17 protein-coding genes are annotated in these 20,432 nt (G+C 71.6%); 14 read left to right on the top strand and 3 right to left on the bottom strand.

Annotated features, from left to right (window positions below; all coding sequences use genetic code 11):
- Positions 1–24 precede the first annotated feature (24 nt).
- The 6 genes from dxr (at position 25) to OG257_RS10990 (ending at position 7,338) form a co-directional block, all read left to right on the top strand.
- Positions 25–1,287, top strand: coding sequence for a 1-deoxy-D-xylulose-5-phosphate reductoisomerase (dxr, locus tag OG257_RS11015; protein ID WP_329206868.1), 1,263 nt, complete (start codon positions 25–27; stop codon positions 1,285–1,287).
- Positions 1,284–2,594 (top strand): M50 family metallopeptidase, encoded by a 1,311-nt coding sequence (locus OG257_RS11010; RefSeq protein WP_329206866.1) that lies wholly within the window; start codon positions 1,284–1,286, stop codon positions 2,592–2,594. Before dxr ends, OG257_RS11010 begins: the two co-directional genes overlap by 4 nt.
- Positions 2,595–2,776: 182 nt before the next feature.
- Entirely contained in the window at positions 2,777–3,934 is a 1,158-nt protein-coding gene (gene ispG / locus OG257_RS11005; RefSeq protein WP_329206864.1) for a flavodoxin-dependent (E)-4-hydroxy-3-methylbut-2-enyl-diphosphate synthase, read from the top strand.
- Positions 3,935–4,099: 165 nt separating this feature from the next.
- Positions 4,100–4,960, top strand: coding sequence for a GNAT family N-acetyltransferase (locus tag OG257_RS11000; RefSeq protein ID WP_329206862.1), 861 nt, complete (start codon positions 4,100–4,102; stop codon positions 4,958–4,960).
- Positions 4,961–4,989: 29 nt separating this feature from the next.
- Positions 4,990–5,565 carry a GNAT family N-acetyltransferase gene (locus OG257_RS10995; RefSeq protein WP_329206860.1) on the top strand — a complete coding sequence of 192 codons (576 nt, stop codon included), beginning with the start codon at positions 4,990–4,992 and terminating at the stop codon, positions 5,563–5,565.
- Positions 5,566–5,637: 72 nt separating this feature from the next.
- On the top strand, positions 5,638–7,338 hold the full coding sequence (locus OG257_RS10990; RefSeq protein ID WP_329206858.1) for a proline--tRNA ligase: 1,701 nt from the start codon (positions 5,638–5,640) through the stop codon (positions 7,336–7,338).
- A gap of 70 nt (positions 7,339–7,408) precedes the next feature.
- On the opposite strand, the gene OG257_RS10985 is transcribed toward OG257_RS10990, so the two are convergent.
- Genes OG257_RS10985 through OG257_RS10975 form a run of 3 tightly spaced genes read right to left on the bottom strand, consistent with a single transcriptional unit; the run spans position 7,409 to position 9,394 of the window.
- Complete coding sequence (locus OG257_RS10985) at positions 7,409–8,329, bottom strand: aminoglycoside phosphotransferase family protein (protein ID WP_329206856.1); 921 nt, start codon at positions 8,327–8,329, stop codon at positions 7,409–7,411.
- Positions 8,330–8,357: 28 nt separating this feature from the next.
- Positions 8,358–8,876: a ferritin-like domain-containing protein gene (locus OG257_RS10980; protein ID WP_329206854.1), complete on the bottom strand. Its 519-nt coding sequence runs from the start codon at positions 8,874–8,876 to the stop codon at positions 8,358–8,360.
- Positions 8,873–9,394, bottom strand: coding sequence for a hypothetical protein (locus OG257_RS10975; RefSeq protein ID WP_329206852.1), 522 nt, complete (start codon positions 9,392–9,394; stop codon positions 8,873–8,875). The genes OG257_RS10980 and OG257_RS10975 overlap by 4 nt, the downstream gene beginning before the upstream one ends.
- Before the next feature lie 172 nt (positions 9,395–9,566).
- Between OG257_RS10975 and rimP the strand changes: the two genes are divergently transcribed.
- The 8 genes from rimP to OG257_RS10935 all read left to right on the top strand — a co-directional run bounded on the left by rimP (position 9,567) and on the right by OG257_RS10935 (position 20,409).
- Complete coding sequence (gene rimP / locus OG257_RS10970) at positions 9,567–10,064, top strand: ribosome maturation factor RimP (RefSeq protein WP_329206851.1); 498 nt, start codon at positions 9,567–9,569, stop codon at positions 10,062–10,064.
- Positions 10,065–10,066: 2 nt separating this feature from the next.
- Positions 10,067–11,107, top strand: coding sequence for a transcription termination factor NusA (gene nusA / locus OG257_RS10965; RefSeq protein ID WP_329206849.1), 1,041 nt, complete (start codon positions 10,067–10,069; stop codon positions 11,105–11,107).
- Positions 11,108–11,238: 131 nt separating this feature from the next.
- A complete protein-coding gene (locus tag OG257_RS10960) occupies positions 11,239–11,517 on the top strand; it encodes a YlxR family protein (RefSeq protein WP_329206847.1) in 279 nt (92 codons plus the stop codon).
- A 149-nt stretch (positions 11,518–11,666) separates the two neighbouring features.
- Positions 11,667–14,777: a translation initiation factor IF-2 gene (infB, locus tag OG257_RS10955; RefSeq protein WP_329206846.1), complete on the top strand. Its 3,111-nt coding sequence runs from the start codon at positions 11,667–11,669 to the stop codon at positions 14,775–14,777.
- 165 nt (positions 14,778–14,942) lie between these two features.
- Complete coding sequence (locus tag OG257_RS10950) at positions 14,943–15,239, top strand: DUF503 domain-containing protein (protein ID WP_329206844.1); 297 nt, start codon at positions 14,943–14,945, stop codon at positions 15,237–15,239.
- A gap of 25 nt (positions 15,240–15,264) precedes the next feature.
- On the top strand, positions 15,265–15,735 hold the full coding sequence (gene rbfA / locus OG257_RS10945; RefSeq protein WP_329206843.1) for a 30S ribosome-binding factor RbfA: 471 nt from the start codon (positions 15,265–15,267) through the stop codon (positions 15,733–15,735).
- Positions 15,732–16,628 carry a tRNA pseudouridine(55) synthase TruB gene (truB, locus tag OG257_RS10940; RefSeq protein ID WP_329206841.1) on the top strand — a complete coding sequence of 299 codons (897 nt, stop codon included), beginning with the start codon at positions 15,732–15,734 and terminating at the stop codon, positions 16,626–16,628. Before rbfA ends, truB begins: the two co-directional genes overlap by 4 nt.
- A gap of 208 nt (positions 16,629–16,836) precedes the next feature.
- Entirely contained in the window at positions 16,837–20,409 is a 3,573-nt protein-coding gene (locus OG257_RS10935) for a serine protease (protein WP_329206839.1), read from the top strand.
- The last annotated feature ends 23 nt before the right edge of the window (positions 20,410–20,432 follow it).

The raw sequence follows: 20,432 nt of genomic DNA, 5'->3' as shown, positions 1-20,432 counted from the left end.
GCGCGCACAGCGGATGCGGCAACAATGGGGGGCATGAGCGACAGCCCCGTACCCCTCGCCGATCCGCATCTCGTATTCGACGCCGCGGACGGCCGCCGGGATCTCGTGATCCTCGGCTCCACCGGGTCCATCGGCACGCAGGCCATCGACCTCGTGCTGCGCAACCCCGACCGCTTCCGTGTCACGGCGCTGTCCGCCGCGGGCGGCCGGGTCGAGCTCCTCGCCGAGCAGGCGCGGCAGCTGCGGGTGCGTACGGTCGCGGTCGCCGCCGAGGACAAGGTGCCCGCGCTGCGCGAGGCCCTGCGCGCGAGTTACGGGGCGGGCGAGCCGCTCCCCGAGATCCTGGCCGGGCCCGGGGCCGCGGCCGAGCTCGCCGCGAGCGACTGCCACACCGTGCTGAACGGGATCACCGGCTCCATCGGCCTGGCCCCCACGCTCGCCGCGCTGAAGGCCGGGCGCACGCTCGCCCTCGCCAACAAGGAGTCGCTGATCGTCGGCGGCCCGCTCGTGAAGGCCCTCGCGGCTCCCGGCCAGATCATCCCGGTCGACTCCGAGCACGCCGCGCTCTTCCAGGCGCTCGCCGCCGGAAAGCGCGCCGACGTGCGCAAGCTCGTCGTGACCGCCTCCGGCGGACCGTTCCGCGGACGCACGAGGAGCGAGCTCGCCGGTGTCACCCGCGAGCAGGCCCTCGCGCACCCGACCTGGGCCATGGGCCCGGTCATCACGGTCAACTCGGCGACGCTGGTCAACAAGGGCCTGGAAGTCATCGAGGCGCATCTCCTCTACGACATTCCGTTCGACCGGATCGAGGTCGTGGTCCACCCCCAGTCGTACGTTCACTCGATGGTGGAGTTCACCGACGGCTCCACCCTCGCGCAGGCGACCCCGCCCGACATGCGGGGCCCGATCGCCATCGGGCTCGGCTGGCCCGAGCGGATCCCGGACGCGGCCCCCGCCTTCGACTGGACGAGGGCCTCCAGCTGGGAGTTCTTCCCGCTGGACACCGAGGCGTTCCCGTCCGTCGGGCTCGCCCGCCACGTCGGCGCCCTGGGCGGCACCGCCCCGGCGGTGTTCAACGCCGCCAACGAGGAGTGCGTGGACGCATTCCTGGCAGGACGGCTGCCCTTCAACGGCATCATGGATACGGTCACCGCAGTGGTCGCCGAACACGGCACCCCTGCCACGGGAACTTCACTCGACGTCGCGGACGTCCTCGAGGCGGAGACCTGGGCCCGTTCCCGGGCCAGGGAACTCTCGGCGAAAGCGACAGCGGAGGCGCACGCATGAGTATGACGACGATCCTGATGACGGTCCTGGGGATCGCCATCTTCGCCGTGGGTCTGCTGTTCTCGATCGCCTGGCACGAGCTGGGTCACCTGTCGACCGCCAAGCTCTTCGGCATCCGGGTGCCGCAGTACATGGTCGGCTTCGGCCCGACGATCTGGTCGCGCAAGAAGGGCGACACCGAGTACGGCATCAAGGCCATTCCCGCCGGCGGCTACATCCGGATGATCGGCATGTTCCCGCCGGGACCCGACGGGCGGCTGGAGGCACGCTCCACCTCGCCCTGGCGCGGCATGATCGAGGACGCCAGATCCGCCGCGTTCGAGGAGGTCGAGCCGGGCGACGAGACCCGGCTCTTCTACACGCGCAAGCCGTGGAAGCGCGTGATCGTGATGTTCGCCGGGCCGTTCATGAACCTGGTGCTGGCCGTCGCGATCTTCATGGGCGTGGCGATGACCTTCGGCTTCCAGACCCAGACCACGGAGGTCGCGGGCGTCCAGCAGTGCGTGATCGAGCAGAGCGAGGAACGCGACGCCTGCAAGGCCTCCGACCCGGTCTCGCCCGCCAAGGCCGCCGGGCTGCAGAAGGGCGACAGGATCGTCGCCTTCGACGGGGAGAAGATCGACGACTGGGCGACGCTCTCGGACCGGATCCGCAAGACCATCGGTCCGGCCGCCATCACCGTGGAGCGCGACGGCCGGGAGCAGACCCTGCACGCCGTGCTGCAGAAGAACACCGTCGCGAAGAAGGACGCCGACGGCCAGGTCGTGCCCAAGGCCTATGTCGAGGCCGGCTACCTCGGCTTCGCCGCCAACACGGAGATCCTGCCGCTCTCCTTCGGCGACTCGGTCGTCCGCATGGGCGACATGATCGAGAACGGCGTCGACTCGATCATTGCCCTGCCCTCCAAGATCCCCGATCTGTGGAACGCGGCCTTCAGTGACGGCGAGCGCGCCGACGACTCGCCGGTCGGCGTGGTCGGCGCGGCCAGGATCGGCGGCGAGGTGATGAACCTCGATGTCCCGGCACAGAACCAGATCGCGATGATGCTGTTCCTGCTGGCCGGCTTCAACCTCTCGCTGTTCCTCTTCAACATGCTGCCCCTGCTGCCGCTCGACGGCGGACACATCGCCGGTGCGCTCTGGGAATCCCTGCGCCGCAATGTGGCCCGCGTCTTCAAGCGGCCCGACCCCGGCCCCTTCGACGTGGCCAAGCTGATGCCGGTCGCCTATGTCGTCGCCGGCGTCTTCATCTGCTTCACGCTGCTGGTGCTGGTCGCCGACATCGTGAACCCCGTCAAGATCACCTGACGCCTCCCGCGTATCGGAGGTGGTGGCCGGGCACACAGGCGGTGTCCGGCCACTCACCGTTCGGCGGTATTGCCGGACGGGGTGCGCCCGTCCTCCCTCCGGTGCCGTAACCTCGGACTCTGGAGCCCGCCGTTCTCGGGACCTCGATCCACACTGATCCACACCTTGGGGATGCTCAGCGCATGACTGCGATTTCTCTCGGAATGCCGGCCGTTCCGACCAAGCTCGCCGACCGACGGGTCAGCCGTCAGATCCAGGTCGGGTCGGTGGCGGTCGGTGGGGACGCACCGGTGTCGGTGCAGTCGATGACGACGACGCGTACGTCGGACATCGGTGCGACGTTGCAGCAGATCGCGGAGCTGACTGCGTCGGGTTGTCAGATCGTGCGGGTGGCGTGTCCGACGCAGGATGACGCGGATGCGCTGTCGACGATCGCCCGGAAGTCGCAGATCCCGGTGATCGCGGATATTCATTTCCAGCCGAAGTACGTGTTCGCGGCGATCGACGCGGGCTGTGCGGCGGTGCGGGTGAACCCGGGCAACATCAAGCAGTTCGACGACAAGGTCAAGGAGATCGCGAAGGCGGCCGGTGATGCCGGTACGCCGATCCGGATCGGTGTGAACGCCGGCTCCCTGGACGCGCGACTGCTGAAGAAGTACGGCAAGGCGACGCCGGAGGCTCTGGTGGAGTCGGCGCTGTGGGAGGCGTCGCTGTTCGAGGAGCACGGCTTCCGGGACATCAAGATCTCGGTGAAGCACAACGACCCGGTCGTGATGGTGAACGCCTACCGTCTGCTGGCGGCGCAGTCCGACTACCCGCTGCACCTGGGTGTGACCGAGGCCGGCCCCGCGTTCCAGGGGACGATCAAGTCCGCGGTGGCGTTCGGTGCGCTGCTCTCCGAGGGGATCGGGGACACGATCCGCGTCTCGCTGTCGGCTCCGCCGGCGGAGGAGGTCAAGGTCGGTCTGCAGATCCTCGAGGCGCTGAATCTGAAGCAGCGGCGTCTGGAGATCGTGTCGTGCCCGTCGTGCGGGCGTGCGCAGGTGGATGTGTACAAGCTGGCCGACCAGGTCAGTGCGGGGCTGGAGGGCATGGAGGTCCCGCTGCGGGTCGCCGTGATGGGCTGCGTCGTGAACGGTCCCGGCGAGGCCCGTGAGGCGGACCTGGGTGTGGCGTCCGGAAACGGCAAGGGCCAGATCTTCGTGAAGGGCGAGGTCATCAAGACCGTCCCGGAGTCGAAGATCGTGGAGACCCTCATCGAGGAAGCCATGAAGATCGCGGAGCAGATGGAGAAGGACGGCATCGCCTCCGGCGAGCCCCAGGTCTCCATCGCGGGCTGACCCCACACCACTCACTGTGCCCCGCAGGGCCCGCCCTGCGGGGCACAGCCGTGTCCGCGCCCCCTCGCCGCACCCGGCCCGCCGGGCTTCGCATCCGGCCGTCCCGTCCCGTGCGGGGGGCGCCCCGCAGCCTTGTTGGGTACAGTGCGGAAATCAGCAGACAGTATGGTGAGGCCCCCAGTGTTGACGCAGACCACTACCCGGGTCCTCGACCCCGGCGAGCTCCCTGCCGCGCTCGCCATCCTCGAGAGCGAACCTGTCGACAACGCGTTCGTGACGTCCCGCGTCCAGGTCGCGGGACTCGACCCCTGGCGCCTCGGCGGCGAGATGTGGGGCTGGTACGCCGACGGCAGGCTGCGCTCGCTCTGCTACTCCGGCGCCAACCTGGTCCCCATCTGCGCGACCCCCGAGGCCATCAGGGCCTTCGCCGACCGCGCCCGGAGGGCCGGTCGCCGCTGCTCCTCGATCGTGGGCCCCGCCGGGCCCACCACCCAGCTGTGGCGCCTGCTGGAACCGAGCTGGGGTCCCGCCAGGGAAGTCCGGCCCAACCAGCCCCTCATGGTCACCGAGAGCCCGTCCGCCGAGGTGGCGCCGGACCCGCTCGTGCGCCGTATGCACAAGGAGGACATCGACGTCCTCATGCCGGCGTGCGTGGCGATGTTCACCGAGGAGGTCGGCATCTCCCCGCTGGCCGGTGACGGCGGGCTGCTCTACCAGGCACGCGTCGCCGAGCTGATCACCACCGGCCGCTCCTACGCCCGCATCGACGACGGCAAGGTCGTCTTCAAGGCGGAGATCGGCGCGGCCACCTCACGGGCCTGCCAGATCCAGGGCGTCTGGGTCGCCCCCGAATTCAGGGGCCGCGGTCTCTCCGAGACAGGCATGGCGGCCGTCCTGCGCTACGCGCTGGCCGATGTGGCACCGGTCGTCAGCCTGTACGTGAACGACTACAACACCGCCGCACGCAGGGCCTACAGCCGCGTCGGCTTCCGCGAGACCGGTGCGTTCATGAGCGTGCTGTTCTGACGGGGCGGCACGGCCAGTAGGGTTCCGGCATGGCAGCAGCACACCCCGCATCCCCCCGGGGCTCCGGGGCCCCCGGCATCGTGGTCGGACCGCTCGACCTCGCCGCACGTGTCGATGAGGCCCTGGCCGTGCAGGCGCTCGCCTTCGGGCTCTCCCAGGACGAGATCGACGTACGCCGCCACATCGTGCTCAGGCACCTCGACCACCCGCAGGCCCGCGCCCTCGGTGCCACGACCCCTGACGGGCGGCTCGTCGGATTCGTCTACGGCCTGCCGAACAACCGGGCCCACTGGTGGTCGACCGTCGTCGAGCCGTACCTGCGCGCCACTGGCTCCTCGGAATGGCTCGACGACTCCTTCGTGATCACCGAACTCCACGTCCACCCGGAGTTCCAGCAGCGCGGCCTCGGCCGCAGCCTGATCACCACCATCACGGACGCCGTCGACCTGCCCCGGTCCATCCTCTCGGCGATCGACACGGAGAGCCCCGCACGCGGCCTCTACCGCGCCCTCGGCTACCAGGACCTGGCCAGGCACGTGCTCTTCCCCAGCGCACCCAAGCCCTACGCGGTGATGGGCGCGCTCCTTCCACTGCGCCGCCGATAGCGAATCGATTTCCGCCCGCGCGCACCGCCCCGCTAACCTCGGCCTCATCACCCTTCCGAGCAGGAGTTCATCATGGCCCAGGTCCAGCGCATGTCCCGATTGATGATCAAGACACTGCGCGATGACCCGGCCGACGCCGAGACGCTCAACCACAAGCTCCTCGTCCGGGCCGGATACGTACGTCGCACCGCCGCCGGAATCTGGTCCTGGCTCCCGCTCGGCAAGAAGGTCCTGGAGAACATCACCCGCGTCGTCCGCGAGGAGATGGACGCCATCGGCGGCCAGGAGGTCCTGCTGCCCGCGCTCCTGCCCAAGGAGGCCTACGAGGCGAGCGGCCGGTACGACGAGTACGGCGACCTGCTGTTCCGCCTCAAGGACCGCAAGGGTGCCGACTACCTCCTCGGCCCCACCCACGAGGAGATCTTCACCCAGATCGTCAAGGACATGTGCTCGTCCTACAAGGACCTGCCCGTGATCCTGTACCAGATCCAGACCAAGTACCGCGACGAGGCCCGTCCCCGCGCCGGTGTGCTGCGCGGCCGTGAGTTCCAGATGAAGGACTCGTACTCCTTCGACACCACCGACGAGGGCCTCGCCGAGGCGTACCGGCTCCACCGCGCCGCGTACATCCGGATCTTCGAGCGCCTCGGCCTCGACCACCGCATCGTCTCGGCCGTCTCCGGAGCCATGGGCGGCTCGGCGTCCGAGGAGTTCCTGGCGCCCGCCCCGGCCGGCGAGGACACCTTCGTCGACTGCCCGAACTGCGACTACGCCGCCAACACGGAGGCCGTGACCTTCAAGGCCACGCCCGTCGACGGTTCCGCGGTCGCCCCCGTCGAGGAGCTGGACACCCCCGACACCCCGACCATCGAGACCCTCGCCGCCCACCTCGGCGTCCCGGCCTCCGCCACCCTGAAGAACCTCCTGGTCAAGGTCGACGGCGAGATCGTGGCCGTGGGCGTGCCCGGCGACCGCGAGGTCGACCTCGGCAAGCTCGGCGAGCACCTCGCCCCCGCGGTCGTCGAGCTCGTCACCGCCGAGGACTTCGTGGGCCGCCCCGACCTGGTGCGCGGCTACGTCGGCCCGCAGGGCCTGGAGAAGGTCCGCTACATCGCCGACCCCCGCGTCACCTCCGGCACCGCCTGGATCACGGGCGCCAACAAGGAGGGCAAGCACGCGAAGAACGTCGTCGCGGGCCGCGACTTCGAGGTCGACGACTACCTCGACGTCGTCGTCGTCGAGGCGGGCGACCCCTGCCCCGAGTGCGGCACCGGCCTCCAGGTGGACCGCGCCATCGAGATCGGCCACATCTTCCAGCTCGGCCGCAAGTACGCCGACATCTTCAACCTCGACGTCCTCGGCCAGCAGGGCAAGCCCGTCCGCGTCACGATGGGCTCGTACGGCATCGGCGTCTCCCGCGCGGTGGCCGCACTCGCCGAGCAGACCGCCGACGACAAGGGCCTGTGCTGGCCCCGCGAGATCGCCCCGGCCGACGTGCACGTCGTCGCCGCGGGCAAGGCGCTCCAGACCGAACTGGCCCTCGAGGTCTCCGAGAAGCTGAACGCCGCGGGCCTGCGCGTCCTGGTCGACGACCGCGCCGGAGTCTCGCCCGGCGTCAAGTTCACCGACTCCGAGCTCATCGGTGTCCCGAAGATCCTTGTCGCCGGCCGCCGTTCGGCCGAGGGCGTCCTGGAGCTGAAGGACCGCCGCACGGGCGAGCGCGAGGAGCTCACCGTCGACGAGGCGATCGCCCGCCTGACCGAACAGGGCTGATCCGCACCGCACCCAGCGGACACACGAGAGGCCCCCACCGGGTGGGGGCCTCTCGCGTACGTTCGGGTCCCTACAGCCAGCCCGCGAACTCCAGGGTCAGCTCGCCGTCCTGCCGACGCCCCGCAGTCAGCGCACGGGTGCCCGACTCCACGGCCCGGAACAGCGTCCAGCCGTGCAGCCGTGCCTGGTCCAGCTCCAGCGACTCCGCGAGCTTCTTGATCCGGCGGCGTGCCGTCACCGCACCGCCGGGCGACGCGATCAGGTCCTCGACCCGGTCGCGCACCAACCGCGCGAGGTCGTAGGCGCGCTCGCCCACCAGCGGCTCGGGACCCACCGCGAGCCACGGGGCACGCTCACCGGACAGCACCTTGCTCTGCCGGAAGTTGCCGTGCAGCAGAAGGAGTTCGGGGGAGTGCGCGACCAGCTCCTCGCGGGCGGCCAGCGCCGCGGAGACCAGCCCTGCGAGCTCCGGTTCCGCCGCCGCGGCCGCCCGCATCGGCTCCGCCTGCCGGGCGGTACGCTCCGCGACGGTCTCGAAGGGGTGCCCGGCCGGCGGGTCGATCCACAGCCGCCGTACCGTGCCCGAGGCCTCCAGCAGGGCCTTGGCCTCCGGAAGCGAACGCAGGGACACCTCGTGGTGCAGCCGCTCCAGCAGCAGGCTGTCACCCGCCGCCGCGCCGCCTTCGGGGGCCAGGAGCTCCACCGCACCCCAGCCGTTCCAGTGGGCGAGCGCGGCCCGCTCCAGCGAAGGCTCGGCACCGGGCGGCGCGATCTTCAGCACGGCCGGCGTGCCGTCCGGACGGTGCACGAGGAGGGCGAGGCTGCTGCGGCCGCCCGGGGCCACGACCCGGTCTGCCGAGACATCATGACCCGCCGCGGACAGCGCCTCCTCGGTGAGTGCGGGGAGCTGCCCGAGCCAATCGGCGGCGGCCGCGTCCCCGTACGTCTCGCCGAGCGCTCGCACCAGCCGCTGCGGCGGTTCGAAACCCATACGTGCCCAGTTCCCTTTCAGAGCGTTCTCAGTGCGTGACAGCCGCGGCGCCGGCATCGGCGGTCTTGTCCGACGGGCGTGCGGCGGCCTTCTCGGCGAGCCCCGGAAAGGCTACGCCGGTGCCGCGCCAGCGCACCGACCGCACTGCGGCCTCCCGCAGAGCAGCCGCGGCCTCCTGCCGCAGGGGCCCGAGGGCGGCGCGTACGAGATCGGAGTAGACGCCCGCGATCCGGTCCTCCAGCAGGGCGGCGAACCGCACCGCCGCCGCCGGATCCCGTACCGCGAACGGCAGAGCGTACGCGGCGTCGGCCGCCACCGGAGCACCGCCCAGGTCGCGGACCCTGCGTACCAGGGCGTCGCGCCGGGCCCGGTGGGCGTCGTACGCCGCCGTGGCCTCGGTACGGCGGCGGCCCTCCAGCCGGCCGCCCAGCACCCCGTACCCGTACACGGCGGCGTGCTCGGCGGCGAGCGCGGCCTGCGCCGCCGGCAGGGCCGTCTGCCCGGCCTCGTCGGTCCGCCCGGCTTCCTGCCCGGCCCCTTCGGTCATGACGAGGACTCCTTGGCCAGTTCGGTCAGCAGATACGCGTGGGCCGCACCGGCTGCGGCGACCGAGGCCAGCAGCCTTGCCAGTTCCGGTTCGGCCGTCAGCAGGGTCTGGGTGTGGGCGTCGGCCACCCGCCGCTCCTCGGCCGCCAGCGCCTGCAGCGCGGCCTTCGCCCCGGTGGCGGGAGCCGTCGGTGCCGGCCGGGCGGTGCCCTTCGGCGGGCCGCCCAGGGCCGATGTGTGCTCCTGTACCGCGGACCGCAGCGGGGCGAGCCCGGCCGCGGTCGCCGGGTGGGCCGTCACGACCTCGTCGTACCGGGCGAGCAGCGAGGAACTGGCGCGGGCGGCTGCCGCCCGCAGCGCCGTCTGCGCGCGGGCCGCCGCGGCCCGGGCGTCGGCACTCGCGTTCCCCTGTTGCCCGCCGGAGTCCTCGTCGGACCCGCAGCCGGTCAGCACCGCACCCAGTGCAAGCGCTCCGGTAGCGGTGAGCGCACTCCTGCGCGTCGTCCCCGTGCGCCGCACTTGTCTCCTTCGGGCCTGGTTTGTGACCGATTCTGTCCTGAAGTGATCACCGCTGGCGAGCGTACCCGCGCACGGGCGGGAGGCGGACGGCAACACCCCTGCGGACCGGATACCCTTTGACCAGACACGCGACGATCCCCACAACAGCACACGCGGCCGAGGAGTCACCCGGATGAGCACCACCCAGAGCGATAGGCTGCGCGCACTGATCGATCCGCTCGTCGGCGCCAAGGAGCTGGACCTCGAGGAGATCGAGGTGTCCAGGGCAGGCCGCCGCCGGGTTCTGCGGGTCATCGTGGATTCCGAGGACGGCGTGGAGCTCGACGCGTGCGCCGAGCTGAGCCGCGCGATCTCCGAGACGCTCGACGAGACCGACGCGATGGGTGAGGGCGAGTACGTCCTCGAAGTGAGCTCTCCGGGCGCCGACCGCCCGTTGACCGAGCACCGCCACTACGTACGCGCCATCGGCAGGCTGGCGAAGCTGGGCCTGAACGACGGCGACGAGCTGGTGGCCCGCATCCTCGCAGTCGACGACGAAGGGCTCGATCTCGAAGTGCCGGGCGTCAAGGGCCGCAAGCCCACGTCGCGCCGTGTCGCCTTCGACGAGATCGCCAAGGCGCGCGTGGAGATCGAATTCAACCGCAAGGACAAGAAGGAAGAGGAGGCGTAGCCGTGGACATCGATGTGAAGCTTTTGAAGGGCTTGGCGCAGGACAAGGAGATCCCCTTCGACGTGCTCGTCGGGGCGATCGAGGCGGCCCTCCTCATCGCGTACCACCGCACCGACGGCAGCCACCGCCGGGCGCGGGTCGAGCTGAACGAGCGCGGCCACGTGACGGTGTGGGCCAAGGAGGATCCGGCCGACCTCGAGGAGGGCCAGGAGCCCAAGGAGTTCGACGACACCCCGTCCGGCTTCGGCCGTATCGCGGCGACCACCGCCAAGCAGGTCATCCTGCAGCGCCTGCGCGACGCCGAGGACGACAAGACGTTCGGCGAGTACGCGGGCCACGAGGGCGATGTCGTCACCGGCCTGGTCCAGCAGGGCAAGGACCCGAAGAACGTCCTCGTCGACATCGGCAAGATGGAAGCGATCCTGCCGGTGCAGGAGCAGGTGCCGGGCGAGGAGTACAAGCACGGTCTGCGGCTGCGCACGTACGTCGTACGGGTGGCCAAGGGCGTGCGCGGTCCGTCGGTGACCCTGTCGCGGACCCACCCCAACCTGGTGAAGAAGCTCTTCGCGCTGGAGGTCCCGGAGATCGCGGACGGTTCGGTGGTCATCGAGGCCATCGCCCGTGAGGCCGGACACCGCAGCAAGATCGCCGTGCGGTCCACCCGGGCCGGGCTGAACCCCAAGGGCGCCTGCATCGGCCCGATGGGCAGCCGTGTGCGCAATGTCATGGCCGAGCTGCACGGCGAGAAGATCGACATCGTGGACTGGTCGGACGACCCGGCCGAGATGGTCGCCAACGCGCTGTCACCCGCACGGGTGAGCCAGGTCGAGGTCGTGGACCTCGCCGCGCGCTCCGCCCGGGTCACCGTGCCCGACTACCAGCTGTCGCTGGCGATCGGCAAGGAGGGGCAGAACGCCCGCCTGGCGGCCCGCCTCACCGGCTGGCGCATCGACATCCGCCCGGACACCGAGACCGACGCCGAGCGGGACGTCGCCGACCGTGAGCGCGCCGAGCGCGCCCGGGAGCGGTCCGAGCGCGGCTGATCCGTTCCGCCCCGGGATGCCGGGGCGGTCCGAAGGAATAGATCAAGGCGTCCTGTCGCTGAGATCACGACAACATCCGTTCGATTTTTGCCCCAAAGGGGTGAGGTCGGTGCGGGGAGGTAGACTTAAACGTGTCTGGCCGGACGCACGCCCGCGCTTGCCCCGAACGAACCTGTGTGGGATGCCGGGAGCGAGCGGCCAAGAGCGAGCTGCTGCGCATCGTGGTGGACGAGGGTGAAGTTGTCCCTGATCCACGCGGTACGCTGCCCGGCCGGGGTGCGTACGTGCACCCGGTCTCTGTCTGTCTCGACCTGGCGGTCCGCCGCCGGGCATTCCCCCGGGCCTTCAAGGCCAAGGGGCCGTTCGATTCCGCGGCACTGCAGCGGTTCGTCGAGCGGGTGACACCGTAAGAAAAGTGAACGGCACGGGTCCCCGTGCGGTCAGGTACCTCGCGAGTTGGAAGTAGGTCGAGATTGCGATGAGCACTCGATGAGTACGCGATGAGTACGCCCATGAAGTAGCGACGGTCCGGCGGTAACCCGGACCTAAAAGGAGCGAAGTGGCTAAGGTCCGGGTATACGAACTCGCCAAGGAGTTCGGGGTTGAGAGCAAGGTCGTCATGGCCAAGCTCCAAGAACTCGGTGAATTCGTCCGTTCGGCGTCCTCGACGATCGAGGCGCCGGTTGTACGCAAATTGACTGACGCACTGCAGGGTCCCGGCGGCAACGCCGGCAAGTCCGCTGCAAAGCCTGGCGCGCCCCGCAAGGCCGCCCCCGTGAAGCCCGCAGCGCCCTCCCCGGCCGCTGCGGCACGTCCTGCTGCCCCCAAGCCCGGCGCACCGGCCCCCAAGCCGGCCGCTGCCGAGGCCCCGGCGAGCAGCACCCCCGCAGCACCTTCCGCGCCGTCTGCGGGCCCGCGTCCGGGTCCGAAGCCCGCGCCCAAGGCTGCCCCGGTCACCCCGGTGCCCGCCGCCGAGTTCTCGGCTCCGGCACCGGCCCAGCCGGCCGCACCCCAGCAGCCGCAGGCCCCGCGTCCCGCGGGTGCCACCCCCGGTCCCCGCCCCGCCCGTCCGGCTCCGGCCGGCGGTCAGCGTGACGGTGGCCGCGGTGGCGAGCGCGGCGGCGACCGTCCGGCACGTCCCGCAGGCCAGGGCGCACCCCGCCCCGGTGGCGCGCGTCCGGCGGGTCCCCGTCCGGGTAACAACCCGTTCACCTCCGGTGGCTCCACCGGCATGGCGCGCCCCGGCGCGCCCCGTCCCGGCGGCGCCCCGCGTCCCGGCGGCGGTCAGGAGCGCCCCGGCGCTCCGCGTCCGCAGGGCGGCTCGGGTGGCCCCGGTGGCGCACCGCGCCCGCAGGGCCAGGGTGGTGCCCGTCCGTCTCCGGGCGGCATGCCCCGTCCGCAGTCCCCGCGTCCGGGCGGTGCCCCCGCGGGTAACCGTCCGAACCCGGGCATGATGCCGCAGCGTCCCGCTGCGGCCCCGCGTCCCGGCGGTGGCCCCGGCGGCGGCGGGCGTGGTCCCGGTGCCGGTGGCGGTCGTCCCGGTGGCGGTGGCGGCGCAGGTCGTCCCGGTGGCGGCGGCTTCGCCGGCCGTCCGGCCGGTCCCGGTGGTGGCGGCGGCGGCTTCGCCGGCCGTCCCGGTGGTCCCGGTGGCGGTGGCGGCGCAGGCCGTCCCGGTGGTGGCGGCGGCTTCGGCGGTCGTCCCGGCTTCGGTGGACGTCCCGGCGGCCCGGGTGCCCGTGGTGGCACACAGGGTGCGTTCGGCCGTCCCGGCGGTCCCGCGCGTCGTGGCCGTAAGTCGAAGAGGCAGAGGCGCCAGGAGTACGAGGCCATGCAGGCCCCGTCGGTGGGCGGCGTCATGCTGCCCCGTGGCAACGGACAGGCTGTCCGGCTGTCGCGCGGTGCTTCCCTCACCGACTTCGCCGAGAAGATCAACGCCAACCCGGCGTCGCTCGTCGGCGTGATGATGAACCTCGGCGAGATGGTCACTGCCACGCAGTCCGTCTCCGACGAGACGCTGAAGATGCTCGCGGACGAGATGAACTTCGTCCTGGAGATCGTCAGCCCCGAGGAGGAGGACCGCGAGCTGCTCGAGTCCTTCGACATCGAGTTCGGCGAGGACGAGGGCGGCGAAGAGGCCCTGGTCTCCCGTCCGCCGGTCGTGACCGTCATGGGTCACGTCGACCACGGTAAGACCCGACTGCTGGACGCGATCCGCAAGACGAACGTCATTGCGGGCGAGGCCGGCGGCATCACGCAGCACATCGGTGCGTACCAGGTCGGCGCCGAGGTCAATGGCGAGGACCGCAGGATCACCTTCATCGACACCCCGGGTCACGAGGCGTTCACCGCCATGCGTGCACGTGGTGCGAAGTCCACCGACATCGCGATCCTCGTGGTGGCGGCGAACGACGGTGTGATGCCCCAGACGATCGAGGCGCTGAACCACGCCAAGGCGGCCGACGTGCCGATCGTGGTCGCGGTCAACAAGATCGACGTCGAGGGTGCGGACCCGACCAAGGTGCGCGGTCAGCTCACCGAGTTCGGTCTGGTGGCCGAGGAGTACGGCGGCGACACGATGTTCGTCGACATCTCCGCCAAGCAGGGCCTCAACATCGAGGCTCTTCTGGAGGCCGTCGTCCTCACCGCCGACGCCTCGCTCGACCTGCGGGCCAACCCGGAGCAGGACGCGCAGGGTATTGCGATCGAGTCCCACCTCGACCGCGGCCGCGGTGCCGTTGCGACCGTCCTGGTCCAGCGAGGCACGCTGCGGGTCGGCGACACGATGGTGGTCGGCGACGCGTACGGCCGAGTCCGCGCGATGCTCGACGACAAGGGCGAGAACGTCGAGGAAGCGGGTCCCTCGACCCCCGTCCTCGTGCTGGGTCTCACCAATGTCCCGGGTGCCGGCGACAACTTCCTGGTCGTCGACGAGGACCGTACGGCCCGTCAGATCGCCGAGAAGCGTGCCGCTCGTGAGCGCAACGCCAACTTCGCCCGCAAGGGTGTCCGGTTCTCCCTGGAGAACCTGGACGAGGCGCTCAAGGCCGGTCTGGTCCAGGAGCTCAACCTCATCATCAAGGGCGACGCGTCCGGTTCGGTGGAGGCTCTCGAGTCCTCGCTGCTCCAGCTCGACGTCGGTGAAGAGGTCGACATCCGGGTCCTGCACCGCGGTGTGGGTGCGGTCACCGAGTCGGACATCGACCTGGCGACCGGATCCGACGCCATCGTGATCGGCTTCAACGTGCGCGCCGCAGGGCGTGCCGCGCAGATGGCCGACCGCGAAGGTGTGGACGTCCGGTACTACTCGGTCATCTACCAGGCGATCGAAGAGATCGAAGCGGCCCTCAAGGGCATGCTCAAGCCGGAGTACGAAGAGGTCGAGCTCGGTACGGCGGAGATCCGCGAGATCTTCCGCTCGTCCAAGCTGGGCAACATCGCCGGTGTGCTGGTCCGGTCCGGCGAGGTCAAGCGCAACACCAAGGCGCGCCTGCTGCGTGATGGCAAGGTCATCGCGGAGAGCCTCAACATCTCCGGTCTGCGCCGCTTCAAGGACGACGTCACCGAGATCCGCGAAGGCTACGAGGGCGGTATCAACCTCGGAAACTTCAACGACATCAAGATCGACGACGTCATCGCGACGTACGAGATGCGCGAGAAGCCGCGAGGCTGATCCACAGGGATGCCCGGGGGGAGACCCCGGGCATCCCGCACGGTCGGGGCCGGTCGACGGGTCGTATTTCCGTCGATCGGCCCCGGCCGTTCCGTGTACGGTTCTTGTGTCCCTGCCAAGCGATGGCGGGGCGCGAACCCGAACCGGCGGGACATCCGGACACACATGTATGTGGGGACACTGTCCTTCGACCTTCTCCTCGGCGACGTACGGTCGCTGAAGGAGAAACGCTCCATCGTCCGTCCGATCGTTGCCGAGATCCACCGCAAGTTCGGGGTGAGTGTCGCGGAGACGGGCGGCCAGGACCTCCATCGCAGGGCCGAGATCGGCCTTGCCGTGGTCTCCGGGGACACCGGACACCTCACAGACGTACTGGACCGGTGCGAGCGCATGGTCGCCGGCCGGCCGGAAGTGGAGCTGCTGTCCGTACGACGGCGGCTGCACAACGACGAAGACGATTGAGCACGTTCAAGAAGGAGACGGACCAGTGGCCGACAACGCGCGGGCAAAGAAGCTGGCGGACCTCATCCAGGTGGTGGTCGCCGAGAAACTGCAGCGCGGTATCAAGGACCCGCGTCTGGGCACGCACGTGACCATCACGGACACCCGGGTCACCGGCGACCTGCGGGAGGCCACGGTCTTCTACACGGTCTACGGCGACGACGAGGAGCGGGCGTCCGCGGCGGCCGGGCTGGAGAGCGCCAAGGGCATCCTGCGTTCGGCGGTCGGCGCGGCGGCGGGGACGAAGTTCACCCCGACCCTGGCCTTCGTGGCCGACGCCCTGCCGGACAACGCCAAGGCGATCGAGGACCTGCTCGACCGGGCACGCGCCTCGGACGCCAAGGTCCGCGAGGCATCCTCCGGCGCCACGTACGCCGGTGACGCGGACCCGTACCGCAAGCCGGAGGACGAGGACGACGAGTCCGGCGAGAACGGCGAGGGCTCACCTTCCGCATGACGCAGAACAAAACGCCGGACGGCCTTGTCATCGTCGACAAGCCGTCCGGCTTCACTTCGCACGACGTCGTGGCCAAGATGCGCGGCATCGCCCGCACCCGGCGGGTCGGCCATGCGGGCACCCTGGACCCGATGGCGACCGGTGTCCTCGTGCTCGGCGTCGAGAAGGCCACCAAGCTCCTCGGCCATCTCGCACTGACCGAGAAGGAGTACCTCGGTACGATCCGGCTCGGCCAGGACACCGTCACCGATGACGCGGAGGGCGAGATCACCTCGTCCACCGACGCCTCGGGCGTGACCCGTGAGGGCATCGACGCCGGTGTCGCCGCGCTGAGCGGCGCGATCATGCAGGTGCCGTCCAAGGTCAGCGCCATCAAGATCGACGGCAAGCGTTCGTACGCCCGGGTGCGGGGCGGCGAGGAGTTCGAGATCCCGGCCCGCCCGGTGACCATCTCGTCCTTCCGCGTCTACGACGTGCGCGAGGCGGTGGCCGAGGACGGGACACCCGTGGTCGACCTGGTCGTCTCGGTCGTCTGCTCCTCGGGTACGTACATCCGGGCCCTGGCGCGTGACCTCGGTGCCGGACTCGGCGTCGGCGGGCACCTGACGGCGCTGCGGCGCACCCGCGTCGGCCCGTACGGGATCGACGCGGCCAGGACGCTCGACCAGCACCAGGAGGAGCTGGTCGTCATGCCGGTCGCCGAGGCGGCCGCTTCCGCGTTCCCCCGCTGGGACGTGGACGAGAAGCGGGCCAGGCTCCTGCTCAACGGCGTGCGGGTCGACATGCCCGCGTATCCGCCGGGTCCGGTCGGGGTCTTCGGGCCCGACGGGACGTTCCTGGTGCTCGTCGAGGAGCAGAAGGGCAAGGCCAAGAGCCTCGCCGTCTTCGCCTGACAGCGCATGAGGACCGGTCGGTCCCATCGTGGAGCGGGCAGGCCCCCCGGTGCCCGCTCCACGATCCCCCTCCAGGGACCATCCCTGTCCAAGCGAACCCGTGGATTCACCCCAATGGACGGGCGCTCGGAGTGACTGAGGGGTGTGAGGGGGGCGCTTTCGCCCCCTGCGCTTCTCGTCCTGATCACCCGAGATCTACCGTCGGACCATGGGCAGCGGGGACCGGTCGAAACTGGTAAGAATCTGCGATCAGGCCGGCCGGCCGCGGGGGACCGGATTCGTCGCGGACGACCGCGGCACGGTCGTCACCGGACATCAGGCCGTCGCCTCCGGTCAACCCCTGGTGCTGCACGGGGCGGACGGCCGGACCTGCCCCGCGGGAACCGGCGACATCACCTCCCTGCCCGGCCTCGGCCTCGCGCTGCTGCGCACCGGCGGACCCGAAGTCCTCGGTGTGGAACCGCTCCCCATCGCCGCACGCGACCGCGTCGGGACAGGCACCTACGTGCGGATCGCCGCCCACGGCTGGCGGGAGGCGCGCGTACTGGGCACGACCCCGGCGACGTACGACGAGGGCGGACGCAGCCACCGGCTGGCCGCCGCGATGGAGCTGGCCCTCGGCACGGACGGGCGCGACGCGCTGCGGTCGGGCGGCGCCGCCGTGGGCGGGCCCGTCACCGACCCGGACACCGGCGCCGTCCTCGGCGTGCTCTCCACCGCGCTGCGGGCGGAGCACGAGGCGGCGGGGCTCGCGGTGCTCCTCCCCGGCCCGGACCACGGCCGGGACGGACCGCTGGAGGAGCTGCTGCGGCGCAACGCGAGCGGTGTCCCCGGATACGGATGCGACCTCAACCTGGCGGGGGCACTGCAGCTGACCGCGACCTCGCTCGGCTCCGCGGGACGGGCCGACGGTACGGAGGCCGTCGAACGTCCGCACATCACCGACGAGTTCACCGCATTCGAGTCCGGTTCGGGACCGGTACTCGGCGTCGTCGGGGCGCCCGGCACGGGGCGGACCACGGAGCTGGCGGCCCTCGCCGCCCGCCGTTCCCGCGGTCAGGTTCCCGCCCTGACCGTCTGGCTGCGCGGCGCCGATCTGCTGGCCGAGGACACCTCGGTCGCGGACGCGATCACCCGTGCGCTCCGCCGCTCCGGACGGATCGTCTCGGCGGCCGGGGCCCGGGGCGACATGACGACGGCCACTCCCGAGAGGGTGGCCCGCCTCGCCGCGGCGTCCGGCAACCCGCTGCTGGTCGTCGTGGACGGTCCCGAGGAGATGCCGCCCCTGCTGGCCCACCGGCTCGCCGAGTGGACCCGCGGGACGGTGGACTGGCTGTGCTGCCACGGGGTGCGGATGGTCGTCGCCTGCCGCACCGAGCACTGGGAGACCGCAGGCGCGCTGTATCCGCCGGACGTCCTGCACGGCCCGCAGCGGCCCGCCCGCCGGCTGCCGCCCGCCGTCCGGCTGGGCGACCTGACCGCGGACCAGGCGGAGCGGGCCAGGGAGCGCTACGACATCCCGCCTGACGCGATCGCACCGGGACACGACCGGCACCCGCTGACCCTGCGGCTGCTCGCCGAGGTACGGGGCGCGCTGCCGCCCGACGTACCGGGCAGGCCCGGCACCGAAGAGGTCTTCGCGGCCTGGCTGGACCTCGCCTGCGTGCGGATCGCCGTCCGCATCGGGGCGGAGGCCGAACCGAGACTCCGGGGCACGGCGGTCCGCAGGCTGGCCGCGAAGGTGGCGGGACAGGTCCACGAAGCGGCCCGGCGCTGCCTCGGGCCGGGGCAGGGGGAGCTGGACCGTGCGACGTTCGAGGAAATCTTCCCGTGGCGTACGGGATGGGCCTCGGCCGTCCTCACCGAGGGACTCCTCGTACCGGCGGGCGCCGGATACCGCTTCGCCCACGAGGAGCTGGGCGACTGGGTGCAGGGTGCCCACCTGGACCTGGACGCCGCACTGCGCTCCCTGGTCCACCGCTGGCACACCGCAGAGGTGCCCGCACCCTCCCGGGCGGACGCACAGCGGCCCGCGGCACCGCCGGAGCCGTCCGGGGGCGCCGAACCCCGCAACCTCCCCGTGCCGCGCCATCGCATCGGCCCGGTGATCCAGGCGATGCTCCTGCTGGGGCGCCGCCAGGGGAGCGCGGCGCTGGCGCACCGGATGGCCGACCTGATCGAGGCGACGGACCGTCTGAGCGCCGGTGCCGAGCCCGGCGGCGCCGCGTCCGCCCGGCATGCCGACGCCGTGTGGTGGGCGGCCCACCTGCTCGGGGAGAGCCTGCTCAGAGTTCCCGACGCCCGGCCCTACCTCGGGGTGCTGCGCGTCCTCACCGGACGGATCACCCGGCGGTCCCCTGCCCCAGGTGCCTACGCCGAATTCGGGCCGTGGTTCTGGCGGAGGCTCCGGCTGCCGGAGGAGGACCGGATCGACCTGCTCCGCCGCCTCGTACCGGCCGACGGAGCCCCGCGCGCCGACGGGGACGAACGGTATCTGGACGCCGTGGCCCGGCGGCTCGCCGCGAACCCGCGGACGGTGCAGGCACTGCTGTGCCGCTGGTTCACCGACGAGAGCCCGCTGCCCGCCGAGGAGGGCATGCCGATGCGGCTCACCGTGGCCGCGGCCGCACAGGCCCTGCTGTACGCCCGCCGCGACCTCGCCGTCGACGACCTGACCGAAGCGCTGGTGGACACCTCCCACCCGCGCGCCGCCGAACTGCTCACCGCCCTCGCCGAGGACGAGCCGTCCGCGCTCTGCAGGGCCGTCGACCGCTGGGCACGCGACGAGGAGCGGCCCGCGCGCCGGGCGGCCGCAGCGGTCCACGCCACGCTCACCGCCCCTCTGGCCACCTCGGACGCCGACCGGGCCCTGCTGCGCGGCGCCGCGCTCACCCTGCTCGCCCGCGCGGGCGACACCGCCCTGCACGCTCCGGCGCTCACCCTGCTCGTCAGGGATCCGCAGACCCGGATCCGCTACCTGCCGCAGGCCCTGCGGGTCTTCGCCGCCGGGGACCCCAGGCTGCCCGTGGCGCTGCTGGCCGAGGTGTTCCCCGAGTACCCGGAGCCGGTGCTCGCCGCGTTCCGTGCGCGCCTCGCGGTGCCCGGGGACGCGGCCGACGAGGTCCTGGGAGCGCTGGCCGGCCTGGACACCCCTGCCCTGGCCCTGCACGCCCCCGGCCTCGTGCGGCAGTACATCGACAACCACCCGGGACGGGGGGCGCAGGCCGCCGCCTATGTGGAGCGCAGGCTGGAGCACAGCCCGGCCGCCCGCGCACTGCTGCTGCCCCTGGTGACCGGGCTGCTGCGGGACCGCCCCGCGCCCGCGCCGGTACGCGCCGCGCTGGCCCGGGTGCTCGCCGCGCCGGGCAGCGCCGGGTCCCGGCCCCTGAGGTCCGAGCTGCTGGAGGTGCTGCTGGACTTCGAGCAGGACACCGGGAGGGACCCCGCGGTGCTCGAAGCCCTGCTGCGGGCCGCGGCAGCGGGTTCCGGCCGGCGCCCCGAGGCCCGTACGAGGGCGCTGGTGCACCGCACCGGGATGCTCCTGGTGCGGACACCCGAGGGAGCCGTCCGCTTCGACCGCGGACTGGTCGACCTCGCCCGCGAGGTGCCCGGATTCGCCCTGCTCGTCACCCGGTGGCTGGCCGACGCCCCCCAGGAGTGGGCCGCCGTCGTGGGACCCAGCGCCCGGCGGACGGTGGAGGGCCTGGAGAGATCACAGCCCGGGATGCCGATGCCGATGCAGGCCGTGGGACGTGAGCATGGCAGTCTTAGACCTGCGTAATGGACATACACACGTACACAGGT

It is taken from the genome of Streptomyces sp. NBC_00683 (assembly GCF_036226745.1).
Taxonomy (GTDB): domain Bacteria; phylum Actinomycetota; class Actinomycetes; order Streptomycetales; family Streptomycetaceae; genus Streptomyces.
The sequence above is the reverse complement of the archived record's forward strand: the minus strand, read 5'-3'. Positions and strand labels throughout refer to the sequence as shown.